A 21,274-nucleotide genomic window follows, 5' to 3' on the forward strand; every position below is an offset into this window, starting at 1 on the left:
TCAATCACGATATAACATCTAGGTTGATGAGTACTTTACTCTTTTTCTTCAGGTACTGGTACCTTATATTCAGATTCTTCCGTTTCCGTTGGCTCTTCTGGCGCTTCATCAACCGAAACCACTAACGGCGAACCATGATTGGTCATTTTGGCAATTAGGCTGGCAACACGTTGTCTCATCTCTCTACGATCGACGATCATATCTAGCGCACCATGCTCCAACAAGAATTCACTACGCTGAAATCCTTCTGGTAAATCCTCGCGAACGGTTTGTTCAATAACTCGACGACCGGCAAAGCCGATTAAGGCTCTTGGTTCACCGATATTAACATCACCTAACATTGCTAGACTAGCAGAAACACCGCCCATGGTAGGGTCGGTCATTACCGATATAAAAGGCAACCCTTTACAAGATAATCTTTCTAACGCAGCACTGGTTTTGGCCATTTGCATTAGAGACATTAAGGCCTCTTGCATTCTAGCGCCACCACTAGCAGAAAAACAAACAAGACCACAATTCGCTTCCATCGCTGCTTCTACTGCTTTGACGAAACGTGCACCAACAACAGAGCCCATTGAACCACCCATGAAGGAGAATTCAAACGCACAAGCGACAACTGGGACACCGAATACTTCGCCTTGCATCACGACTAATGCATCTTTCTCGCCACTGTTTTTTTGTGCAGCAGAAAGACGATCTTTATAACGCTTAGAGTCTTTAAATTTTAATTTATCTTGTGGTTCTAAGTCGTTCGCTAACTCTACGCGATTGCTTTCGTCTAAGAAGGTCTCTAAGCGACGACGTGCTTTCATACGCATATGGTGGTCACATTTAGGACATACTTCCAAATTGCGTTCTAATTCCGCATGATAAAGTACTTGTTCGCAAGATGTACACTTGGTCCATACACCTTCAGGAATAGAAGCTTTACGAGAAGTTACGATATTACTTTTTGTTAATATTTTTTCAAGCCAACTCATGGAAGACCTTTTATTTTATTTCCCTCGCCAGATGGCGAAGCAGTTAGAATTCAATACGATTGCGCACAGATTAAAACATAGATTTATAGTTCTGTAGACAAAAAACTGGTTGTACCTATTTATATTTAACCCATAAACCGTTTTATCTTTAGCCTATAAATCTTTCTCTATAACCCAACAGTCGTATTTTCCAATCGTCATAATTTATAGGTTAGCAAAAATACGCGACAATATACAAAAATTAGAACTCGTTAAAAATAAATCGTTCCAATTTTTTCAACCGTTACTTGAGTACACTTATTTTAAGTACACTTGTTTTTAGATAAATCCATCAGGTAAAAAAAGTGGCCCGATTGACACTCTTGGTAAACCATACTCTTTGGGGTAATCGACATCTACCAAATACAATCCATCCGCTTTTGCTGTTGCACCTGCAAGTGCGCGGTTTTTTTCTTTTAGTAACCACTCGATCCATTCTGGTTGCTGCTCGCCACGGCCAACCGCAATTAAGCTACCAGTAATATTTCTTACCATATGATGAACAAAGGCGTTCGCTTTCACATCAATAATGACATAGTCGCCCTGCCTAGATACATTGACATGCATAATGTTACGCCAAGGACTTCGCGATTGACAATGCGCGGCACGAAAAGAACTAAAGTCATTTTCACCCAGTAAATACTGCCCTGCTTGGTGCATTTTTTCTGCATTCAATTCTCCGTGATAATGACTAACGCCAGAGGAAAAAATGCCGGGACGCAAAGCATGATTATAAATAATATATCGATAACGACGAGCCGTAGCGCTAAAGCGAGCATGAAAGTCATCAGAGACTTCTTTTGCCCAGCGGACAGAAATATCTTTGGGCATATTAGCATTTACACCCATAGTCCAAGCGGCCATTTTTCTCACTACATTGGTATCAAAATGTACTACCTGCCCAGTCCCATGTACTCCTGCATCTGTTCGTCCCGCGCACTGCACTTCGATAGGATGAGCGGCAACAATTGATAATGATTTTTCTAGCTCTTGCTGCACACTGTTAACGTGTTTTTGCCGTTGCCAACCAGAATAATTAGTGCCGTTATATTCAACACATAAAGCAATACGCATGCTTATTACTTACCTTATTTTAATTTGTCTAAAAGCCCTTTGGCTTGCAGTTTTATCTCTTCATCGCCGTAAATAAGCGCTTCTTCAAGCAATCTTGTTGCCCCTTCGGTGTCATTCATCTCGATATAAATTTTTGCTAAATCAAGCTTGCCAGCGGCTTCCGCGTTACTATCAACATCAAACTGCTGAACATTGCCAATCACATCAGGAAATTCGTTTAGTCCCACATCGAGTTTGAGTTCTTCTGCGTCTGGGTCGATTTCGTTATCATCAGCTGTATCCGCTTGGCTCATGAGTTCATCTACACTCATAAATTGCTTTTTCGCATCAATTGGAGTGGTAATCGCTTCCGATTGCTCACTCCAATCTTCTTCATCGACAATGGGTTCCTCTATTTGTGTCTCCCATATGTCTAACTCGTCTTCTGGAACCTCTGCCGCAATTTCAGCTTGTTGTTCTGGGGATAATTCAAAGCCATTCCAATCTTCTCCAACGTCCAACATTGCCTCTATATCTAAACCGGCACTGTCAATCGTCTGGTCGTCTAAAGGTTGTTCCGCTATTATTGTCCCAGAGTCATCCTCATTTAATAGTTCAGCGAGAGCCGCCGATTCATCCAAATCAGATTGACCGAAACTGTCTGCTAATGCACTGTTTTCATCATATTCACCTAACTCATCATCATTCAGATCGATGGGCTCTAGCGTATCAAAATCCGATTCTGGATCTAGGTCTGGTTGAACTGATCCTTCGTTCGTCGCAGCCTCTAGGCTATCAGCGAGTGCACTATTTTCATCATATTCACCTAATTCGTCATCATCTAGCTCTATTGGTTCTAGATCATCGAATAGCGATTCAGCGACTGGTTGTAGTTTCGACTCTAAATCTAATGCTGATTCTAGTTCAGCGGTAGTTTCTGGTTCCGATTCTGGCTCCAGATCCCAGTCAGCGTCTTGAGGTGTGCCAAACTCATTTGCACCAGAGGCCAGCTCTTCTGGCAATGTTTGCTCTGATTGCTCTGATTGCTGAGCAGATAAGTCTGTTGAACTATCTACTTGTTGGTTAACTGGCTCTATTTGGCTAGTGTCGCTTGCCTCTAATTCAGAGAGATAACGATCAACATTTTCTATCTGTTGTATTTTTTCTGCGTGTTCGGAACCATCAATATGCGGAGAAAAATCAAAACCATCATCTTGGGCTGATACTTCATCTGTTAACTGTTCATTCTCGTCATTTTCAGTTTCGCTGCTGCTTTTTGCTTCGTCGAGAGTAACCGCTTCATCAGCATTATCGAGTTCAGTAATGCTGTCCGTTTGGTCTGTACTATCAGGCTCGTCGGTGCGATCTGTTTCGATAGCACTGTCTGTCCCATCACGCGCTACACTGCTATTCGCTTCTAAACTGCTATCCGCGTCTAAACTACTAACTGCTTCTAAACCACTATCCACTTCTAAGCTAGTATCGACATCTGAATTAGAGTCAAATTCTGGGTTCAACTCAACGTCTGAGTCTTGCTCCTGGCTTACGTCTTCAACGCTAGCATCATCACTAGAACCTTGACCATTATCTTGTAACAATTCATCTAACAGTGCCGTACTATTTTCATCAATTTCAATGTCATCAGATAGTTCATCATCGGCTAAAAACTCGTCCAGTAAATCGGTACTATCTTCTCCAATAGAATCAGCGATTGCTGAATCGGATGATGATTCAAACAGTTCATCTAATAATTCCGTACTGTTTTCAGCTAAAACAGGTGTGTCATCGGTATCAACTTGCTCTGGTTGTTGAGATTGTAAAAAGTCATCTAATAACTCTGTACTGTCTTGTGCAAGCTCTGGTTCATTATTGTCATCATCCGATTGGTCGATGACCAAATCATCTAACAATTCGGTGCTATTCTGTGCTATTAAATCATCAACTGACTCGGAATCGATCTCCTCTGAATCGGACACGCTTGCAGACTGAAATTCAGCCAACAGGTCGTCAATATCGTCCACATCAGACTCTTTACCTTGCTGATCATCGTCATCATCCGACAAATCAAAGTCATCCAAACTTGGATCATTTTCTATTGCTGCAACACTTTCTTCTTTTACACTATTGAATAAGTCGTCAAGTACAGACTGTTCTAATTCATCACTCTCCAAATCTGCCGATTCATTGACGTCACCGGCTAACAATTCATCAAGGTCATCTTGAGACATCCCACTCTCATCAGACAAATCAAACTCGCTATCTAATTCATCCTCGGGTTCTTCTGCTTCATCATCTAAAGCACGTTCCATGTCTGCAAGGCTAAGTGCTTTTTCATCACCAGCAACGCTGATTCCATTAGCACTTTGTTCTATGTTCTCAAGCTCTGAATCCTCAAGCTCTAGCTCCTCAAGCTCAGTATCAAAATCGCCATCTTCGCTAATGTCAGCAAATGGATCAGTTTCGCCATCATCAAGATTGAAATCTAAATCACTATCATCAAGGTTGGCGAATATATCGTCTTCCGCTGAAGGTTCAGATTCGCCTTCCACATCAAAGATATTATCATCGGATAACTCGCCAAACAGGTCGTCATCTATCGCGACGTCTTCATCAATGTCTTCATCTAAATTGATCTCTGGTACATCATCGTCATCGTCCACTAAAGAGATAACTTGTGGGCTTTGTAGTTCGGTTGTTTCTTGTACTTCAGCCGGTGATCCTTTGCGTGTTAAAATTAACACAATGATTAATACGAATAATAACCCTGGAATTAACGCCAGTAACACCACAAACCAAGTATTGGCTAACAGCATATCTAATTGACTCGGCTCTATCTCCGCCGCTTGCAATGCTTTTAACCTTTCTTCCTCCAGTAATTTTTCAACTTCATCGCGAATACGTGCTTCATCACCTAATTCGTCTTTGAGGCTACCGACTTCAGTCTGAACATCGGTGAGCATTAGCCTAAGATTATGATTTTTTTCTTCTAATGCAGCCAGTTCACTTTCCGATGCAGTCAAATCCTGCTTTAACTTATCGACGTTAGCGTCTGGGCCCATAACTGCATTTTGTTGGCTATTATCACCTTGACCGAGGCTAGGTTGCGAAAGAGTGGTGTCACTTATTTCCGTCGTTGGCTCAGATACGTCAGCAGTCTGTTGCGCTACTTCTATCGGTTCAGGAACGGGTACGACTTTGTTTGACGTTTCTGGTACTTGCACTAGCGCATTTTCATGAGCTTGCATAATTCTAATTGCTTCATCGGTACTTTCTGCTTGAATTTGTTCAGCAGACGGTACTTTTAATTCACTTCCCGGAATGAGTTCGTGAATATTTTGTTGGTCAAATGCTTGTGGATTTAATTTGTAAATCGCCAATACTGTTTGCTGTACTGACAATTGATTTGACGGTCTAAGTTGTGAAGCGATAGACCAAAGCGTTTCATTTTCTACTGTAGGACCATAAAGGTCAGCGTTATTGGCAGGCGAAAGAGATTGAGCCAGGCTGGTGTTTGACACGGCTTGTTCAGACAGCGGAATAGAGGGCTGTACTTCACCATTTGGTCCAATAATGCGAATAGATTCTGCAACAACAAAATGAGATGAAACAGTAAGAAGTAACGCTAAAGGCGTAACAAGGCGCTTTAGAATTGGATGCATATAAGGCTCGTCTTTTGTGCGTTAAAGTTTATTTTTAGTATAAAGCAAGCGTCAACAAGCTACCGCTCTATACCTTTAAAAAAAGTACTTCTAAATATATCGGATATAAGCAAGAAAACTATAGGACTCAAGCTAAAAAAAACGCAAATATCATTATAATTGTCACTTTTGTCTTGGAATTCACAGGAAAAACTGGTTTTCGCGACAGTTTCGTTCACAACAGCGAATATTTCCAACAACTAATATGCGTAACCATTAGCCCTCGTAAATACTAACGTCTGTAAAAATCCATGCTATTAAAAACCGATACTCGTAAAAATCAATATCTGTAAAAAATCAATGTCCGTAAAAAACAAGGCTCTGGACAAATAATATAGTGACTGAAACAGAGCCTTAGTCGTCATTAAGGCTCTGTTTCATGGCTAAAAGCTTTTAGCTGTTAAACGAAATTTAAAAGTAATCTCGAATAAGCAACTCGGCTATTTGTACCGCATTTGTTGCGGCACCTTTGCGAACATTATCCGCGACTACCCAAAGGTTTATACCACTGTGGTGACTAATATCATTTCGAATACGGCCAACCATCACTTGATCTTTTCCGCCTGCATCACCAACTTGAGTCGGAAAGTCTTGTCCTTTAAAGACGTCAATGCCATCAACATTTTCTAGCAGTTGCACAACCTGTTCTGCATCAATAGGTGCTCTAGTTTCTATATGTATCGCTTCAGCATGTCCATAAAACACTGGCACTCGCACGCAAGTAGGATTGACCATGATTGAAGCATCATTGAAGATTTTTTGCGTTTCCCATACCATCTTCATCTCTTCTTTGGTGTAACCATTTTCCATAAATGAATCGATTTGAGGAATACAGTTAAAAGCTATCTGATGGTTAAATGCTTCAGGTTCAGCAGGCGTGCCATTAAGTAGTTTTGCTGTTTGCCCAGCCAATTCATCAATACCCGACTTGCCGGCACCAGATACAGACTGATAAGTCGATACGTTAATACGTTCAATTCCTACTTCATCGTGAATCGGTTTAAGTGCAACTAACATTTGGATGGTTGAGCAATTTGGGTTGGCGATAATATTTCGGTTACGAAAATCAGCGATGGCTTCTGGGTTCACTTCAGGGATGACAAGTGGAATATCGTAGTCATATCTAAATTGAGAGGTATTATCTATCACCACAACGCCTTCATCAGCGGCAATAGGGGCCCACTTTTCTGAAAGTTCTGCGCCAGCAGAGAAAAGCGCAATATGGACTTGACTCCAATCAAAACTCTCTACGTTTTCTACTAGAATAGATTTGCCATTAACTCGGTAGCTTTTGCCTTCGCTGCGCTCACTGGCTAATAGGTAAATATCGCCTACTGGAAACTTTCGTTCTTGTAATACTTCAAGAATGGTTTCACCCACCGCACCAGTAGCGCCTAATATTGCAACGTTAAATTCTTGGCTCATTTTTGTACCTCTATTTGAAAACCTAATTTGCCTAGCGGCTCTAAATTACATGTTTGATCACCAACTAGGCGAATCGCACTATACTCTCTTCTATCCCAGTAATTTTTACGCATTTCATCAAACGCATTGTCTTTTTCGATCTCGCGGCGAAATATCGCATCATCAAAACGAACGTCATAAACCAGTTGAGTCAATTTATGTAGCACTGTTTCGTCCCATTGACGTTGCAATGAGAGTTGAGGAATAGGCGCAATTGGCAACAATTCCGCTGCTTGTACTCTGTGTTCGCGTTGTAAAAATTCATTATAAAAATTATAGATCATGGTGGTTCCACGAGCTTTGCCTTCTAAGCCATAGCCAGCGATATGCGGGGTGGCGAAATCGAGTAAAGGCAACAGTTCTAAATCAACCACTGGCTCATACTCAAAAACATCCAAACTCGCGCTAAACCCGTCTCGCTGTTGCAAACGAGTTTTCAGCGCCTGATTGTCAACTATTGGACCACGAGCGGCATTGATCAATATTTGATCAGGTTTAAAATTTGCCAATCGTTGCGCATTAATTAAATGATGAGTTGGGTAGTCGCCACTGGTAGTAATCGGCGTATGTAAAGTAATAACATCCGCTTGAGATAACAACGATTCAAGCTCTGTAAACTCTCTGCTATCACCTTCTGCCTGCTTAATTGGGTCATTAAGTAGGACCTTAATGCCGATACCCTGCAATGCCTCGGCTAAATAACTACCAACTTGACCTGCACCGATAATCCCTACGGTTTTATCAAATAGTGAAAATCCTTTTTGCTCTGCCAATACCATTAGTACGCTAACAACATATTCTGCCACGCCAACTTTGTTACAGCCGGGCGCAGCAGTAAAGAAAATGCCTTTTTGTTTTAATAAAGACTGGTCAACATGATCCATACCGGCGGTAGCAGTTCCGACAAATTTCAGTTTATTTGCCTGAGAAAGCAGTTGAGCATTAACCTTAGTTACCGAGCGAATCATAAGTGCATCAATATCAACCAAATCTTCGGCTTGAATAGATCGGCCAGATTTGAGTGTCACTTCACCAATTTGGCTAAAAAGAGCCTCTGCATACGGCATTGCTTCATCAATAAGAATTTTCATGGGTAAGGATATTACTATTTATGGTTGTTAAGAGAATGGATTGTGGCGTAAACCTATTTCTCAAGCAAGAATAAAGCGCATAAAAATGCCCAGTCGCCTAGATAAATAGACAACTGGGCAAATTCCAGAACAAAAGGAACATGTTCCGCTCTCAAAGGAACATGCTTGCGTCTGTCTGATCAGTAAAACTGATCGATTCTGGAAACTTTTCTGCGTTACGTTTTAAATCAGGCCTTAAAACGTATTACGCTTGATACTTTTTAATGACTAAAGTGGCGTTGGTCCCACCAAAACCAAAGCTATTAGACATTACCGTTGTAATCGCTTGATCGCGTTTTTCAGTAACGATATCTAAACCTTCAGCCGCACTATCAAGTTGATCAATATTGATGCTTGGTGCAATAAAATCATTTTCTAGCATTAATGTGGAGTAAATTGCTTCGTGAACGCCAGCGGCACCGAGTGCATGACCCGTCATCGCTTTTGTAGCAGAGATTGCAGGGCTATTTCCACCGAAGACTTCTTGAATCGCTTCAAGTTCTTTACCATCACCAATTGGTGTTGACGTTCCGTGAGTATTAACATAATCAACACTTTCTACATTTTGCATTGCGTCTCTCATACAACGCGCTGCACCTTCGCCAGAAGGGGCTGTCATGTCATATCCGTCAGAAGTAGCACCATAACCTACTATTTCTCCGTAGATTTTTGCCCCACGAGCAAGCGCGTGTTCTAACTCTTCAACTACAACGATACCGCCACCGCCAGAAATAACGAATCCGTCACGGTTTGCATCATAAGTACGTGAAGCAAGTTCTGGTGTTTCGTTGTACTTAGTCGATAATGCACCCATTGCGTCAAACATCATCGTTTGGCTCCAATCAAGCTCTTCACCGCCACCAGCAAAAACAACATCTTGCTTACCTAACTGAATAAGTTCAACAGCATGACCGATACAGTGAGCAGATGTTGCACAAGCTGAGCTCATAGAATAGTTCACACCAAGGATTTTAAAGGGTGTGGCTAAACACGCCGATACGGTAGAAGACATGGTACGAGTGACCATATAAGGTCCAACTCGACGTACCCCTTTTTCTCTAAGGGTATCGACGGCAACCGTTTGATTTAATGCAGAAGCACCGCCAGAACCAACGACTATCCCAGTACGAATATTGGATACTTGGTCGTCAGCTAATTTCGCATCATCAATGGCTTGTTCCATAGAAAGGTAAGCGTAAGCGGCTGCATCACCCATAAAGCGCATTTTTTTACGGTCGATATGCTCTGCAGGTTTAATTTTGAGATCACCCCATACTTGAGAACGTAACCCCATTTCTTTGAACTGTTCAGATTCGTTGATACCTGATTTGCCTGCTTTAAGAGACTCTAAAACCTCTTCAACGTTATTACCGATACTTGATACGATACCCATACCAGTGATGACAGCGCGTTTCATTTTGTATTCCTATAAATATTTAAAATCTTTAATATAACGGTACGATAATACCCAAGTTGACCAACAAAAGTGGTCAGCTTTCCCATAAAAACGTACAATTCAGCTCTATTTTAGACAAACATTGAGCCAAACAGTTTAAAACCATGACATCTATCACAAATGCTCACCTCGAGTGGAATGAGGCTGGAACGCCTGTTTCGGAACAATTCGACGATGTATATTTTTCCAACGCAAGTGGATTAGAAGAGTCACGTTATGTATTCATCCAACAAAATCATCTCCCAGAAAGATGGCAAACATATGACCAACGCCGTTTTGTTATTGCTGAAACTGGATTTGGCACAGGTTTAAACTTTCTAGCAGTATGGCAGCAGTTTGAAAATTATCGAGCTGAATTTCCAAATGCACCAGTAAAAGAGCTCCATTTCATCAGCTTTGAAAAGTTTCCTTTAAATATAGACGATTTAGTTAAAGCACATCAAGCATGGCCAGAACTGGCGAGCTACGCTAAACAGTTACAAGATTGCTATCCTATTTCTGTCCCTGAATGCCATCGACTCATTTTTGCAAACGGCGCGATCACGCTCGATCTTTGGTTTGGTGATATAAAAGATTGTATGCCTTTAGTGGCGACCAATTCGCAAGGGATCGTGGATGCATGGTTCTTAGATGGTTTTGCACCGAGCAAAAACCCTGAAATGTGGAATCAAACTCTGTTTGAAAACATGGTAAAACTTGCCAAAAAAGACTGTTCTTGCGCCACCTTTACTGCTGCGGGCTTTGTCCGTAGAGGCCTTATTGAAGCGGGCTTTAACATGGAAAAAGTAAAAGGCTTTGGCCAGAAAAGAGAAATGCTGGCTGGTCAATTAACTCTAAAGCAGCCTTTTACCAATATTAAGCCTTGGTTTGCTAGACCGATGAAAGATAACGTTAATGACGTTGCAATTATTGGCGGTGGTATCGCCAGTGCAGCTTTGGCTGCAACGTTATGCCGCAGAGGTGTCCATGTCACCTTGTATTGCCAGGACGACCAAATAGCACAAAACGCGTCCGGAAATAAACAAGGAGCGCTTTATCCGCTATTAAATCGTGATCACAGTGGCGCATCCAGAATTTTCGCACCTTCGCTGCTGTTTGCTCGACAATTTTTTGACCACTCAGCTCAGCACATCGATTTTGATCATGATTGGTGTGGCGTAACTCATGTTGCTTGGAATGATAAAGCTCGTAAACAACTCGAAAATATATTGCAAGGCAACTATGTAAAAGAGCTAGTCACGGCTGTTGATAGTAAAGAAGTGAATCAACTTGTCGGACTACCGACTGACTTAGATGGAATTCATTTCCCTTTAGGCGGATGGTTAAACCCTCAGCAATTCACTCAAAATTTAGTTGATTTTTTGGTGAAAAATCAAAAGTTAACCTTAGTAACAAATACAGAAATAGAACAATTAGAGCGACAAGATGACTGCTGGACACTATCCGGCACAATTAATCAGAGCCAACATGACGTTCAGTTTAAACATAACGTTCACTTCCAACATCAAGTTGTCGTTGTTGCTAATGGCCACAAAGCAAACCAATTGTCTCAAACCGCCAATATTCCTCAGTCCCCCGTTAAAGGGCAAGTCAGCCATGTACCGACCACAGATTCGTTAAAAAAACTAAACACGGTGCTTTGCTATAATGGTTATATGACCCCGCATAACCCCAATACGCAACACCATTGTATTGGTGCAAGCCATGATAGGAAAAATATCGATTTTGCTTTCGATGCGCAAGCACAGCAAGAAAACGCCGATAAATTAGTCCGAACCTTACCTGACAAAAGCTGGGTCAACGAAGTCGATATAACGACTAATCAAGCCAAGCAAGGCATACGCAGTACCAGCCGAGATCATTTACCATTCGTTGGTAATGTCTGTGATTTCGAAGCCGTTAAACACGACTATGCTACGTTGCGTGACAACAAGGACGTTGGCACAGTAGCTGACTATCCTGATTTGTATTGTTTTTTAGCATTAGGTGGCAGAGGACTATGTTCCGCACCATTAATGGCCGAGGTATTGGCATCTCAAATTTGCAACGATCCATTACCATTACCTGTAGATAGTTTAGAACATATCCATCCGGCAAAAATATGGGTGCGTAAACTTCTAAAAGGCAGACCAGTCAGTAAAGAGTAATAGCCAATATTTAACTAACAGAAAAAATATCCCTAAAAAACAAAACCTCATCGTATAAAATTTATATGATGAGGTTTTTCTATGACACAATTTACTATGTGCGATCGCCAAAATAATTGCGGCTGCACCATGAGCCAGCAATAAAGCGTTAACTTCTAAGCACCAAATCTAACGATTAGTGCCGAGTAGTCTACTTATTAATACCGAGTATTGGCATGTTCGTACAGCTCTTCATATTCGGTCGCTGTGAGATGCCAAGAAAAATCGGTACGCATTCCATTAATAAGCATTTTTTCAAAAGCCGGCTTATCGTTGCTGTAAATCGATGCGGCCCAACGCATTGTGTCCCTAAGAGCCGCTGGATATAAATCATAAAACTTAAACCCTGTCGCTCTATCTAACTCACTGGCAGAATAATTGTGTACTGTATCTTCTAAACCACCAGTTGATCGCACAATAGGTACCGTTCCATATTTCATGCTGTACATCTGATTTAAACCACAAGGCTCATATCGTGATGGCATAACAAAAAAGTCTGCACCCGCTTCAACCATATGAGCTAATTTATTACTGTACCCAATAAATGCAGCGAATTTATGTGGGTATTTTTTAGCATAATCAGCCAGTGCCTCTTCTTGCCAGAGTTCACCAGATCCGACAATGACAAATTGAACATCATCATGCTCAAGCATGTCATGAATGCACTCAATAAACACATCTAAGCCTTTTTGTTCAGCCAAGCGAGAAACCACACCATATAATGGCACATCAGGTCTTATTTCTAAGCCAAACTCTCGTTGTAGCTCCTGCTTACAGACCGTTTTACCGGATAAATCCTGGTGAGAATAAGTTTGTGGCAAATACTGATCGGTTTCAGGGTTCCACTCTTGAGTATCAATGCCATTAATAATACCGCGTAATTTACCTTTAACAGCCTTATGCTGAAGTGCATGATCCAAATTGAAACTGTATTCTGGCGTTAAAATTTCTTCTGCATAAGTAGGGCTAACGGTTGTAACCATATCCGCGGTCAATATCCCTGCTTTTAAGAAATTGAGTTGGTCATGAAACTCTAAACACTGAAAATTAAAATAACTCCAATCTAACCCGGTTAACGGTAAGTTAAATTTGTCAAACACGCCTTGATAACCAATATTATGAATGGTCATAATTGATTTGCTTTGAGCAAAATTACTGTAAGATTTATACAAATCACTTTTTACATACACATTACACAAAGCGACATGCCAATCATTAGCGTGCAGTACATCAACTTTAATATCGAGTGCTAATACTGCCTGCATAATGGCTCTAGAAAGGAAGATAAAACGCTGCGCATTATCCGCGTATTCACTTCCTGCCCAATCGTATAATTTGGGACGGTCATAAAACTTGTCATGTTCGATAAAATAGAAAGTGAGATTATCATTGATCTTATGTTGCCTAATTGATGCCCACTCCTCATGCCCTTCGCCAAATGGAACACCGAGTAATTCATATACTCGCTCAGTATCTTTACATTGATCGCCCATAACTTGCGGATAATATGGCATGATGACCGACACATTATGTCCATTTTCAGCCATTGCATACGGCAGCGAATAAGATACATCGGCTAACCCACCAGTTTTCGCATAAGGTGCTGCTTCACTTGTCGCCCAAACTATATTCATACTTTTATGACCTCAAAAAACTTATGACCTCAAAAACTTATGACCTTTAAAAAAGGTTATGTGTTATGAAAAGTCGTTCAATTAGAGCTAAAAATTTATCAGCTCAATGTCATTAATACACTCACCAAACGCTTCGGTTTTAGCACAAAGCCATTATCGACTCCATGGTCACTCCGTCAAAACTGAAAAGAGTTACCAATACTTGTTAAAAACTTGAATTCCGTTAGGTTTTTATCAAACATACTTACCCAAAGTTCAGGTTACTTAGGTTAAGCGTTTTTTAATTTCAGCCATAACTCAGCAACAATAGTGCGATCGGCAGGAGATAACTCCGAACGTGCATCTTCTAAACTTTGCTCAACTTTAGTCTTAAATAACTCCACATCAGTTACCCCTTCAGCTTCACACTCGGCAGCGGATAAGGAAATATGGCCACGTAGGTAACCACCAGAAAAAAGCTCATCATCAGATGCAGTTTCAACCGATGCATCAATCATATCCAGCCATTTCTCTTCATGTTCTAAAATCATTATATTTCTCTATTTCACGTTGAACTGGTTTAGTTCTAATTCTGGGGTATTATAAAATTCTCGTAGCCTGTTAGATAGTAATTTCACTCGATAAGGAAGACCTCGAGCTAAAATATTGGCAACTTCTTGCTGTACTGTTTGCATAAAAGCGAATCTATCCGGTTCAAAATCACCCTGTAAATTGTCACAACTGACATTAAAAGGGAAGCCAGCACTGGTTGACAATATCCATTCATAAGCTTGTGGTCTAATTTCTACTTGTTCAAATTCAGCTTGAATTTCAGCTGTTCTGCCATCCGGATGATACCAATAACCAAAGTCTTCTAGCAGACGACGTTCTGGCCCAGCAACGCACCAATGTGAAATTTCATGTAGTGCTGATGCGTAATAACCATGTGCAAAAATAATACGATGATAAGGTACGGTTTCATCTTTGGGTAAATATATCGGTTCATCGGTACCTAACTCTAACCGGGTACAGAATTGGTCAAAAAACGTTTGGTTGAATAGAGTGATTAAATCTCGATAGTCATGCGGCATAATTTGGATGCTATAAATGAAGGCGTATAAGCTTAGAAAATGGCCACTCTAAATAAAAAATATTGAGGCCGCTATGCTAGCTAGGTGACATAAACTGGGCGACAAAGAACACGTTTACATCAAACTAACAACAAGAATCACCCTAGAGATGACTCTTGTTCATTCGATTAAATTTCCGGAGTTTCGGTTGTTACGCCGTAATTTTGTCCACGATGACGTAACAGGTGATCCATCACAACAATGGCAAGCATTGCCTCTGCAATAGGAACCGCTCTGATGCCGACACATGGATCATGGCGTCCTTTAGTAATCAATTGAGTTGATTCACCCGCTTTAGTGATCGTTTCACCGGGTACAGTAATACTCGATGTCGGTTTTAGAGCAATGTTAGCCACTAAATCTTGCCCGGTAGAGATCCCGCCTAATATGCCACCAGCATGATTAGAGGTAAAACCATTCGGCGTTAAGGAATCTCGATGCTCACTACCTTTTTGGCTAGCAACCTCAAATCCATCCCCAATCTCGACACCTTTAACCGCATTGATACTCATTAATGCATGAGCAATATCTGCATCTAAACGATCAAAAATTGGTTCGCCAAGTCCAACTGGCATATTGGTTGCAACCACTTGCAATTTAGCACCAATAGAATCGCCTTGTTTTTTCAGGTCGCGAATGAGTTGATCTAATTCATCAACTTTATCAACGTCTGGGCAGAAAAACGGATTGTTTTCGATTTCATTCCAATCGACTTTATCAATCGAAACCTCACCCATTTGAGAAAGATAGGCGCGAATCTCAATACCAAACTCTTGTTGCAAGTATTTCTTGGCAATAGCACCCGCAGCAACTCGCATGGCAGTTTCACGAGCTGAAGAACGGCCTCCACCACGATAATCACGAACACCATATTTTTGATGATAAGTATAATCTGCATGTCCAGGTCGAAACTTATCTTTTATTTCCGAGTAGTCTTTAGAACGTTGGTCGGTATTCTTAATCAGTAAACCAATAGAGGTGCCTGTGGTTTTGCCTTCAAATACACCAGATAGCACTTGAACTTCATCTGGTTCACGACGAGCCGTGGTGTATTTAGAGGTTCCCGGCCTACGCCTATCCAAATCCTTTTGCAAATCAGCTTCCGTGATTTCTAACCCTGGTGGGCATCCATCAACAATACAGCCAAGCGCTAAGCCGTGGCTCTCTCCAAACGTCGTTACTCGAAAGTGCTGACCTATACTATTTCCTGCCATTGCATCCTCAACGTTTCTTAACTTAAAAAGTTAAGATTTTTCATCTATGGTTCATTTGTTCATGTTCGCTTGATAAGCAAACGTTGTAAACCCTTTAAATAGAAAAAGCGCTCGCCACAAGCAGCGTTTTATCGTTTCATTCAATATTAGTCTTGATAAAGTGAAAATTCATCGGAACATTCAATTAATTGTTCACGAGTTAGAGTAAAGACACCATGACCACCGTTGGCAAATTCTACCCATGTGAATGGGATATTTGGATATTGCTCTATCATATGCACCATTGAATTACCCACTTCACACACTAAAACACCACCTTCATTAAGATACTTTGGTGCGTTAGCTAAAATTCGACGTACCAGTTTCAAGCCATCACTACCGGCGGCCAAACCCAAAGTGGGTTCATGGGAAAACTCTTCTGGTAAACTATTCATGTCTTCTTCATCGACATAAGGTGGATTGGTCACTATCAGGTCATATTTATCCAGATTAGGCAGATCGCGGAATAAATCTGAACGAATAGGAAACACTTGCTGTTCCATGCCATGATCCTGAATATTCTGTTCTGCCACCGCCAAGGCATCGACAGAGATATCGATTGCATCAACTTCGGCATCAGCAAACGCGTGCGCACAAGCGATAGCAATACAGCCACTACCAGTACACAGATCTAAAATTCTTTCCGGTGGCGCTGATAACCAAGGCTGAAATTCACTTTCAATCAGTTCTCCAATTGGAGAGCGAGGTACTAAAACACGCTCATCTACAAAAAACTCCAAGCCACAGAACCACGCTTTATTGGTTAAATAAGCGGTCGGTGTTCTTTCATTAATACGCTTAATCACACGGTTCACAATACGGTTTCGCTCAGTGGTTGTTAACCTTGAATTCAAAATATGCGATGGCACATCTATTGGCAGATAAAGAGTCGGTAACACAAGTTGAATGGCTTCATCCCATGAATTATCTGTCCCATGACCGTAAAAAAGACCGGCCGCATTAAAGCGACTAACCGTCCAGCGCAGCATATCCTGAAGGGTATACAACTCCGATACCACCTCTTCTACAAAAATCTTATCCAAAATTACCTCCAAAAAGCGCTACAATACTGCAACTAATCATCAGCCTTAATATTATGAGTAACAAAGACCAATTTAGTGACGATGACTTTTCCCTATTCCAAGATGCGGTAAAGGGTATAAAAAAGTTGCGACAGGATACCATAATCCAGAAACCAAATAGAGAAACTAAGCAAAAAGAAGTTCAACGTTTTTTACGTGAAACAAAAGACAACGAATTTTTCTTTTCTGACGAATTCGTTCCTCACCTTGAAGCTGAAGGTCCAATGCGGTATGCCAGAAGCGATGTTTCAAAATATGAACTCAAGAGACTGCGTCGTGGGGTGTACGTGCCCGATGTGTATTTGGATATGCATGGGATGACTCAACAGGAAGCAAAAACGGAGCTTGCAGCCATGATTGCACACTGTATTAAAGAAAGCGTTCATTGTGCCAGTGTTATGCATGGGATTGGTAAACATATACTGAAACAAAAAGTCCCTATTTGGCTTGCTCAACATCCACAGGTGATGGCGTTTCATCAAGCTCCACTAGAATTTGGTGGTGCAGGTGCTTTACTGATTTTACTCAGTATTCCTGAAAAATAGCGACGTTAGCCTCCCAGAAAATGGGAGGTTACTCCGTTCTAAAGCGATGTAATAATTAAAAAATCAATAAGAGCGCACAGTTAATTAAAGTTACGGATGAATATGCCACAGCAATTCACCCTTTTGGCTAGTAGGATCAAATTCAACACATGCTAACCCAGAAGTAGGAAACATAGGAGGCGTCAATCCATCTACAAATTCCGCCGTCAAATAACCAACCAGAGGAAGATGCGAAACCAATAAAATCGTTTCAAGCTTCTCTACCTGTGCAAGAGCAGAAACATAAGCCGAAGCCTGTTCTGAATTGCCATATGGTGTGATTTCATCGTACGTTTGGACTTTGTCAGCATCAAACTGTTCAGAAATAGTTTGCCACGTCTGTTGTGCTCTTATATATGGGCTAACCAACACTAAGTCGAAATGTGTCACCGCTTGCTTTTCGCAGGCTATTGCTACAGCTGTCGATTGAGAACGACCGCGTTCAGTCAATTCTCTTTCTGCATCACTCGCTGCATAATGAACGGCCTCACCATGCCGCATTATGAAAATTTTCATTGTCATTCCTTTATTGAGGCGTTCATCTGTCTCGTATTGTCTATGATTTATTGTCAATGCTAGTTTTACCAAAGAACGTGATCTATACAAACTTTAGTAAACAAATAACAGAGCTATACTATTTAGCAAAGCAAATTATTATAAATTTATCAATTACCTTAATCAAAAAGTCTGGCATTATAATTTATGGAGTTCAAAGTTACGTGAAAAGTGTCAAAAATATCCTTCTCTTTTTACTTGGAGATACCTTGTGCATCTAAGCCCAAATGACAGTAACCAATACCGCTATATAACATTAAATAATGGGTTACGAGCCCTCCTAATTGAAGATTTTTCCGCTCGAAAATCGGCTGTAGCACTGTCAGTCAATGTTGGACATTACGATGATCCGCAAGACAGAGAAGGATTAGCGCATTATCTGGAACATATGCTATTTTTGGGCACAGAAAAATACCCGAAGATTGGTGATTTTCAAACCTTCATTAGTCGGCACGGCGGTAGCAATAATGCTTGGACAGGCACAGAGCACACCTGTTTCTTTTTCGATATATCGCCCAAATTAACAGAAAAAGCCCTAAATCGGTTTAGCCAATTTTTTATCTCACCACTTTTTAATCCTGAAGCTCTTGATAAAGAACGTCGAGCGGTAGATTCTGAATATCATCTAAAACTGAAAGATGATACGAGGCGTTTATATCAAGTACATAAGGAAGTTATCAATCCTTTGCATCCATTTGCCAAATTTTCTGTCGGCAATAAAGAAACATTAGCCGACCGACAAGATACCACCATTCGTGACGAAATTATTGCCTTCTATCAACAGAAGTACTCCGCAGATTTAATGACTCTGGCAATTGTTGCTCCACAACCACTTGATGTAATTGAAAATTGGATCTCTGAAAAATTCTCGCCAATTAAAGACAAACAATTAGCAGGAAAAACCATAACCGAAAACTTGATACGTCAGCAAGATAAAGGCCTTTTTGTCAAAATTAAGCCAATAAAAGATTCCAGAAAGCTAACTCTATCATTCAATTTTCCCAACATGTCTAAGTATTACAGCACTAAACCGTTATCCTACTTTGCGCATTTGCTCGGTTATGAAGGCGAAGGCAGTTTGATGCTTTTTCTTAAACAAAAGAAATGGATCACATCATTAGCGGCAGGAGGTGGCGTAAGCGGAAGTAACTTTCGAGAGTTTACCATTAGCGTCAATTTAACCGGAAGAGGACTCAGACAGACAGACCAAATAATTAAAACTATATTTGAATTTATCGAATTAATTAAAATGGATGGCGTCGCCAAGTGGCGATTCGAAGAAAAGCAAGCCGTGCTTGAATCGGCTTTTCGCTATCAAGAAAAAACGCGTCCTTTGGATATGGTCAGCCACTTGGTGATGAATCTACACCATTACCCAGAAGAAGATGTAATCTATGGCGACTACAAAATGTCCCATTATGATCAAACATTATTAACTGCTCAACTCAATTACTTAACTGCCGACAACGCTCGAATTACGCTGGTCGCTGATGATAAAAGTGCGCCAGAACAAACATTTGATAAGCAAGCTAAATGGTATTTCACTCCTTATTCAGTCAAAAAGTTTAGTGATGAGCAAATAAAATTGTGGACTAAGCCAAGCTTAAATCCACAGTTAACGTTGCCAGAAGTAAACCCATTTATCTGTTATGACCTTGACCCGAAACCATTAGAAAGTGATTCAATACACCCCACTCTCATTGAAACACAACCGGGATTTAGACTTTGGCACCTACAAGAAACCGAGTTTAGAGTACCCAAAGGGGTTATTTATATCGCAATAGATAGCCCTCATGCCGTCTCTACCGCAAGAAAAATCGTCAAAATGCGCTTGTGTGTGGAGATGTTTTTAGATTCTCTAGCCAAGCGTACTTATCCGGCGGAAATTGCAGGCATGGGCTATAATATTTATGCTCATCAAGGTGGAATTACGCTTTCTATTTCGGGATTTAGCCAAAAGCAACCTGAATTACTCGCAATGATTCTCACCCAATTTGCCAAACGAGAATTCAGCTCAGACAGATTTAAACTGATTAAAAAACAGATGTTACGTAGCTGGAAAAATGCAGCCAAAGATCGGCCTATATCTCAGTTATTCAATGCAATGACCGGATTATTACAGCCAAACAACCCGCCCTATGCAGCATTGATTGAAGCTTTGGAAACGATTCAAGTTGATGAGCTATCTAATTTTGTCGACGCCATATTGGCTGAGTTGCATATAGAGATGTTTGTTTATGGTGACTGGGCACAATCACAAGCGATTGCAATAGCAGACACGATAAAACACGCAATGCGAGTACAAAACCAACAATATGAGGAATCTCTCAGACCTTTAATTATGCTTGGTGAAGATGGTGGCACATTCCAGCGCAGTGTCGATTGTAATCAAGATGATTCTGCAATTGTAGTTTACTATCAATCTCAGGATACTAGCCCCGACAACATTGCGATGTACACTTTAGCCAACCACTTGATGTCCGCAGCGTTTTTCAATGAGATAAGAACTAAACAACAGCTTGGTTACATGGTAGGCACAGGTAATATGCCGTTAAATCGTCACCCAGGATTAGTCTTATATATTCAATCACCAAAATACGCGCCAAAAGAGCTTTTAGCAGCGATTGATGATTTTCTGAATGCATTTTATATGGTTTTACTTGAACTGAACGAATCTCAATGGCAAAGCAGCAAAAAGGGGCTGAGGAACCAAATTGCGACACCAGATAATAACTTACGCAGCCGTGCACAACGTTTTTGGGTGGCAATAGGCAATAAAGATCATACCTTTGACCAAAAAGAACAGGTAATACAAAAATTAGATACCTTATCTAGAGTCGACATGATCCGCTTTGTTGTCAATATTCTAAAACCAAGAACCGCGACCCGCTTAATCATGCACTCGAAAGGTAACAATCACCTTAATGCTAATCCACTTAGTGTAGGAACAGAAATTGACTGTATCGAAGCGTTCCAACAACGAACTAAAGATACCGAATTAGGCTAACATGAAAAAACGGGCTAAGGTTAGTTACCTTAGCCCGTTTCCAA

At 40.9% G+C, this 21,274-nt stretch carries 15 protein-coding genes; 3 read left to right on the plus strand and 12 right to left on the minus strand.

Annotation, left to right across the window (positions count from 1 at the left end; translation table 11 throughout):
* Positions 1-35: 35 nt before the first annotated feature.
* From accD to fabB, 6 genes are all read right to left on the minus strand, one after another.
* A complete protein-coding gene (gene accD, locus ACLKML_RS07795; protein WP_413284836.1) occupies positions 36-980 on the minus strand; it encodes an acetyl-CoA carboxylase, carboxyltransferase subunit beta in 945 nt (314 codons plus the stop codon).
* A gap of 318 nt (positions 981-1,298) precedes the next feature.
* A complete protein-coding gene (gene truA / locus ACLKML_RS07800; protein ID WP_413284837.1) occupies positions 1,299-2,093 on the minus strand; it encodes a tRNA pseudouridine(38-40) synthase TruA in 795 nt (264 codons plus the stop codon).
* A 14-nt stretch (positions 2,094-2,107) separates the two neighbouring features.
* Positions 2,108-5,731, minus strand: coding sequence for a FimV/HubP family polar landmark protein (locus tag ACLKML_RS07805; protein WP_413284838.1), 3,624 nt, complete (start codon positions 5,729-5,731; stop codon positions 2,108-2,110).
* Between the two features lie 450 nt (positions 5,732-6,181).
* Positions 6,182-7,195, minus strand: a complete 1,014-nt coding sequence (locus tag ACLKML_RS07810) for an aspartate-semialdehyde dehydrogenase (RefSeq protein WP_413284839.1) — start codon at positions 7,193-7,195, stop codon at positions 6,182-6,184.
* A complete protein-coding gene (locus tag ACLKML_RS07815) occupies positions 7,192-8,325 on the minus strand; it encodes a 4-phosphoerythronate dehydrogenase (RefSeq protein WP_413284840.1) in 1,134 nt (377 codons plus the stop codon). Before ACLKML_RS07815 ends, ACLKML_RS07810 begins: the two co-directional genes overlap by 4 nt.
* Positions 8,326-8,569: 244 nt before the next feature.
* The gene (fabB, locus tag ACLKML_RS07820) at positions 8,570-9,781 is read right to left on the minus strand and encodes a beta-ketoacyl-ACP synthase I (protein WP_413284841.1); all 1,212 of its coding nucleotides are present in this window, start codon (positions 9,779-9,781) and stop codon (positions 8,570-8,572) included.
* A gap of 143 nt (positions 9,782-9,924) precedes the next feature.
* On the opposite strand from fabB, the gene mnmC reads away from it, so the two are divergent.
* Positions 9,925-11,967 (plus strand): bifunctional tRNA (5-methylaminomethyl-2-thiouridine)(34)-methyltransferase MnmD/FAD-dependent 5-carboxymethylaminomethyl-2-thiouridine(34) oxidoreductase MnmC, encoded by a 2,043-nt coding sequence (gene mnmC, locus ACLKML_RS07825; protein ID WP_413284842.1) that lies wholly within the window; start codon positions 9,925-9,927, stop codon positions 11,965-11,967.
* 197 nt (positions 11,968-12,164) lie between these two features.
* Here mnmC and glgA read toward each other — a convergent pair whose 3' ends face one another.
* The 5 genes from glgA to prmB form a co-directional block, all read right to left on the minus strand.
* Positions 12,165-13,640: a glycogen synthase GlgA gene (gene glgA / locus ACLKML_RS07830; RefSeq protein WP_413284843.1), complete on the minus strand. Its 1,476-nt coding sequence runs from the start codon at positions 13,638-13,640 to the stop codon at positions 12,165-12,167.
* 269 nt (positions 13,641-13,909) lie between these two features.
* Positions 13,910-14,170 carry a YfcL family protein gene (locus ACLKML_RS07835; protein ID WP_413284844.1) on the minus strand — a complete coding sequence of 87 codons (261 nt, stop codon included), beginning with the start codon at positions 14,168-14,170 and terminating at the stop codon, positions 13,910-13,912.
* A gap of 9 nt (positions 14,171-14,179) precedes the next feature.
* The gene (locus ACLKML_RS07840) at positions 14,180-14,710 is read right to left on the minus strand and encodes an elongation factor P hydroxylase (RefSeq protein WP_413284845.1); all 531 of its coding nucleotides are present in this window, start codon (positions 14,708-14,710) and stop codon (positions 14,180-14,182) included.
* A gap of 167 nt (positions 14,711-14,877) precedes the next feature.
* Complete coding sequence (gene aroC / locus ACLKML_RS07845; protein ID WP_413284846.1) at positions 14,878-15,963, minus strand: chorismate synthase; 1,086 nt, start codon at positions 15,961-15,963, stop codon at positions 14,878-14,880.
* A gap of 146 nt (positions 15,964-16,109) precedes the next feature.
* Positions 16,110-17,045 (minus strand): 50S ribosomal protein L3 N(5)-glutamine methyltransferase, encoded by a 936-nt coding sequence (gene prmB / locus ACLKML_RS07850; RefSeq protein WP_413284847.1) that lies wholly within the window; start codon positions 17,043-17,045, stop codon positions 16,110-16,112.
* A gap of 53 nt (positions 17,046-17,098) precedes the next feature.
* On the opposite strand from prmB, the gene smrB reads away from it, so the two are divergent.
* Positions 17,099-17,629: an endonuclease SmrB gene (gene smrB, locus ACLKML_RS07855; RefSeq protein ID WP_413284848.1), complete on the plus strand. Its 531-nt coding sequence runs from the start codon at positions 17,099-17,101 to the stop codon at positions 17,627-17,629.
* Positions 17,630-17,719: 90 nt separating this feature from the next.
* On the opposite strand, the gene sixA is transcribed toward smrB, so the two are convergent.
* Positions 17,720-18,184 carry a phosphohistidine phosphatase SixA gene (sixA, locus tag ACLKML_RS07860; RefSeq protein WP_413284849.1) on the minus strand — a complete coding sequence of 155 codons (465 nt, stop codon included), beginning with the start codon at positions 18,182-18,184 and terminating at the stop codon, positions 17,720-17,722.
* Positions 18,185-18,434: 250 nt separating this feature from the next.
* Between sixA and ACLKML_RS07865 the strand changes: the two genes are divergently transcribed.
* Complete coding sequence (locus ACLKML_RS07865) at positions 18,435-21,230, plus strand: insulinase family protein (protein WP_413284850.1); 2,796 nt, start codon at positions 18,435-18,437, stop codon at positions 21,228-21,230.
* The last annotated feature ends 44 nt before the right edge of the window (positions 21,231-21,274 follow it).

Source organism: Vibrio sp. MA40-2, assembly GCF_047302445.1.
Taxonomy (GTDB): domain Bacteria; phylum Pseudomonadota; class Gammaproteobacteria; order Enterobacterales; family Vibrionaceae; genus Vibrio.

Excerpts from the sequence above, each read along its gene's own strand:
- truA (WP_413284837.1), bottom strand. The coding sequence starts at position 2,093 with ATGCGTATTGCTTTATGTGTTGAATATAACGGCACTAATTATTCTGGT.
- aroC (WP_413284846.1), bottom strand. The coding sequence starts at position 15,963 with ATGGCAGGAAATAGTATAGGTCAGCACTTTCGAGTAACGACGTTTGGA.
- ACLKML_RS07840 (WP_413284845.1), bottom strand. The coding sequence starts at position 14,710 with ATGCCGCATGACTATCGAGATTTAATCACTCTATTCAACCAAACGTTT.
- fabB (WP_413284841.1), bottom strand. The coding sequence starts at position 9,781 with ATGAAACGCGCTGTCATCACTGGTATGGGTATCGTATCAAGTATCGGT.
- glgA (WP_413284843.1), bottom strand. The coding sequence starts at position 13,640 with ATGAATATAGTTTGGGCGACAAGTGAAGCAGCACCTTATGCGAAAACT.
- ACLKML_RS07810 (WP_413284839.1), bottom strand. The coding sequence starts at position 7,195 with ATGAGCCAAGAATTTAACGTTGCAATATTAGGCGCTACTGGTGCGGTG.
- sixA (WP_413284849.1), bottom strand. The coding sequence starts at position 18,184 with ATGAAAATTTTCATAATGCGGCATGGTGAGGCCGTTCATTATGCAGCG.
- mnmC (WP_413284842.1), top strand. The coding sequence starts at position 9,925 with ATGACATCTATCACAAATGCTCACCTCGAGTGGAATGAGGCTGGAACG.
- ACLKML_RS07805 (WP_413284838.1), bottom strand. The coding sequence starts at position 5,731 with ATGCATCCAATTCTAAAGCGCCTTGTTACGCCTTTAGCGTTACTTCTT.
- accD (WP_413284836.1), bottom strand. The coding sequence starts at position 980 with ATGAGTTGGCTTGAAAAAATATTAACAAAAAGTAATATCGTAACTTCT.
- ACLKML_RS07815 (WP_413284840.1), bottom strand. The coding sequence starts at position 8,325 with ATGAAAATTCTTATTGATGAAGCAATGCCGTATGCAGAGGCTCTTTTT.
- smrB (WP_413284848.1), top strand. The coding sequence starts at position 17,099 with ATGAGTAACAAAGACCAATTTAGTGACGATGACTTTTCCCTATTCCAA.
- ACLKML_RS07835 (WP_413284844.1), bottom strand. The coding sequence starts at position 14,170 with ATGATTTTAGAACATGAAGAGAAATGGCTGGATATGATTGATGCATCG.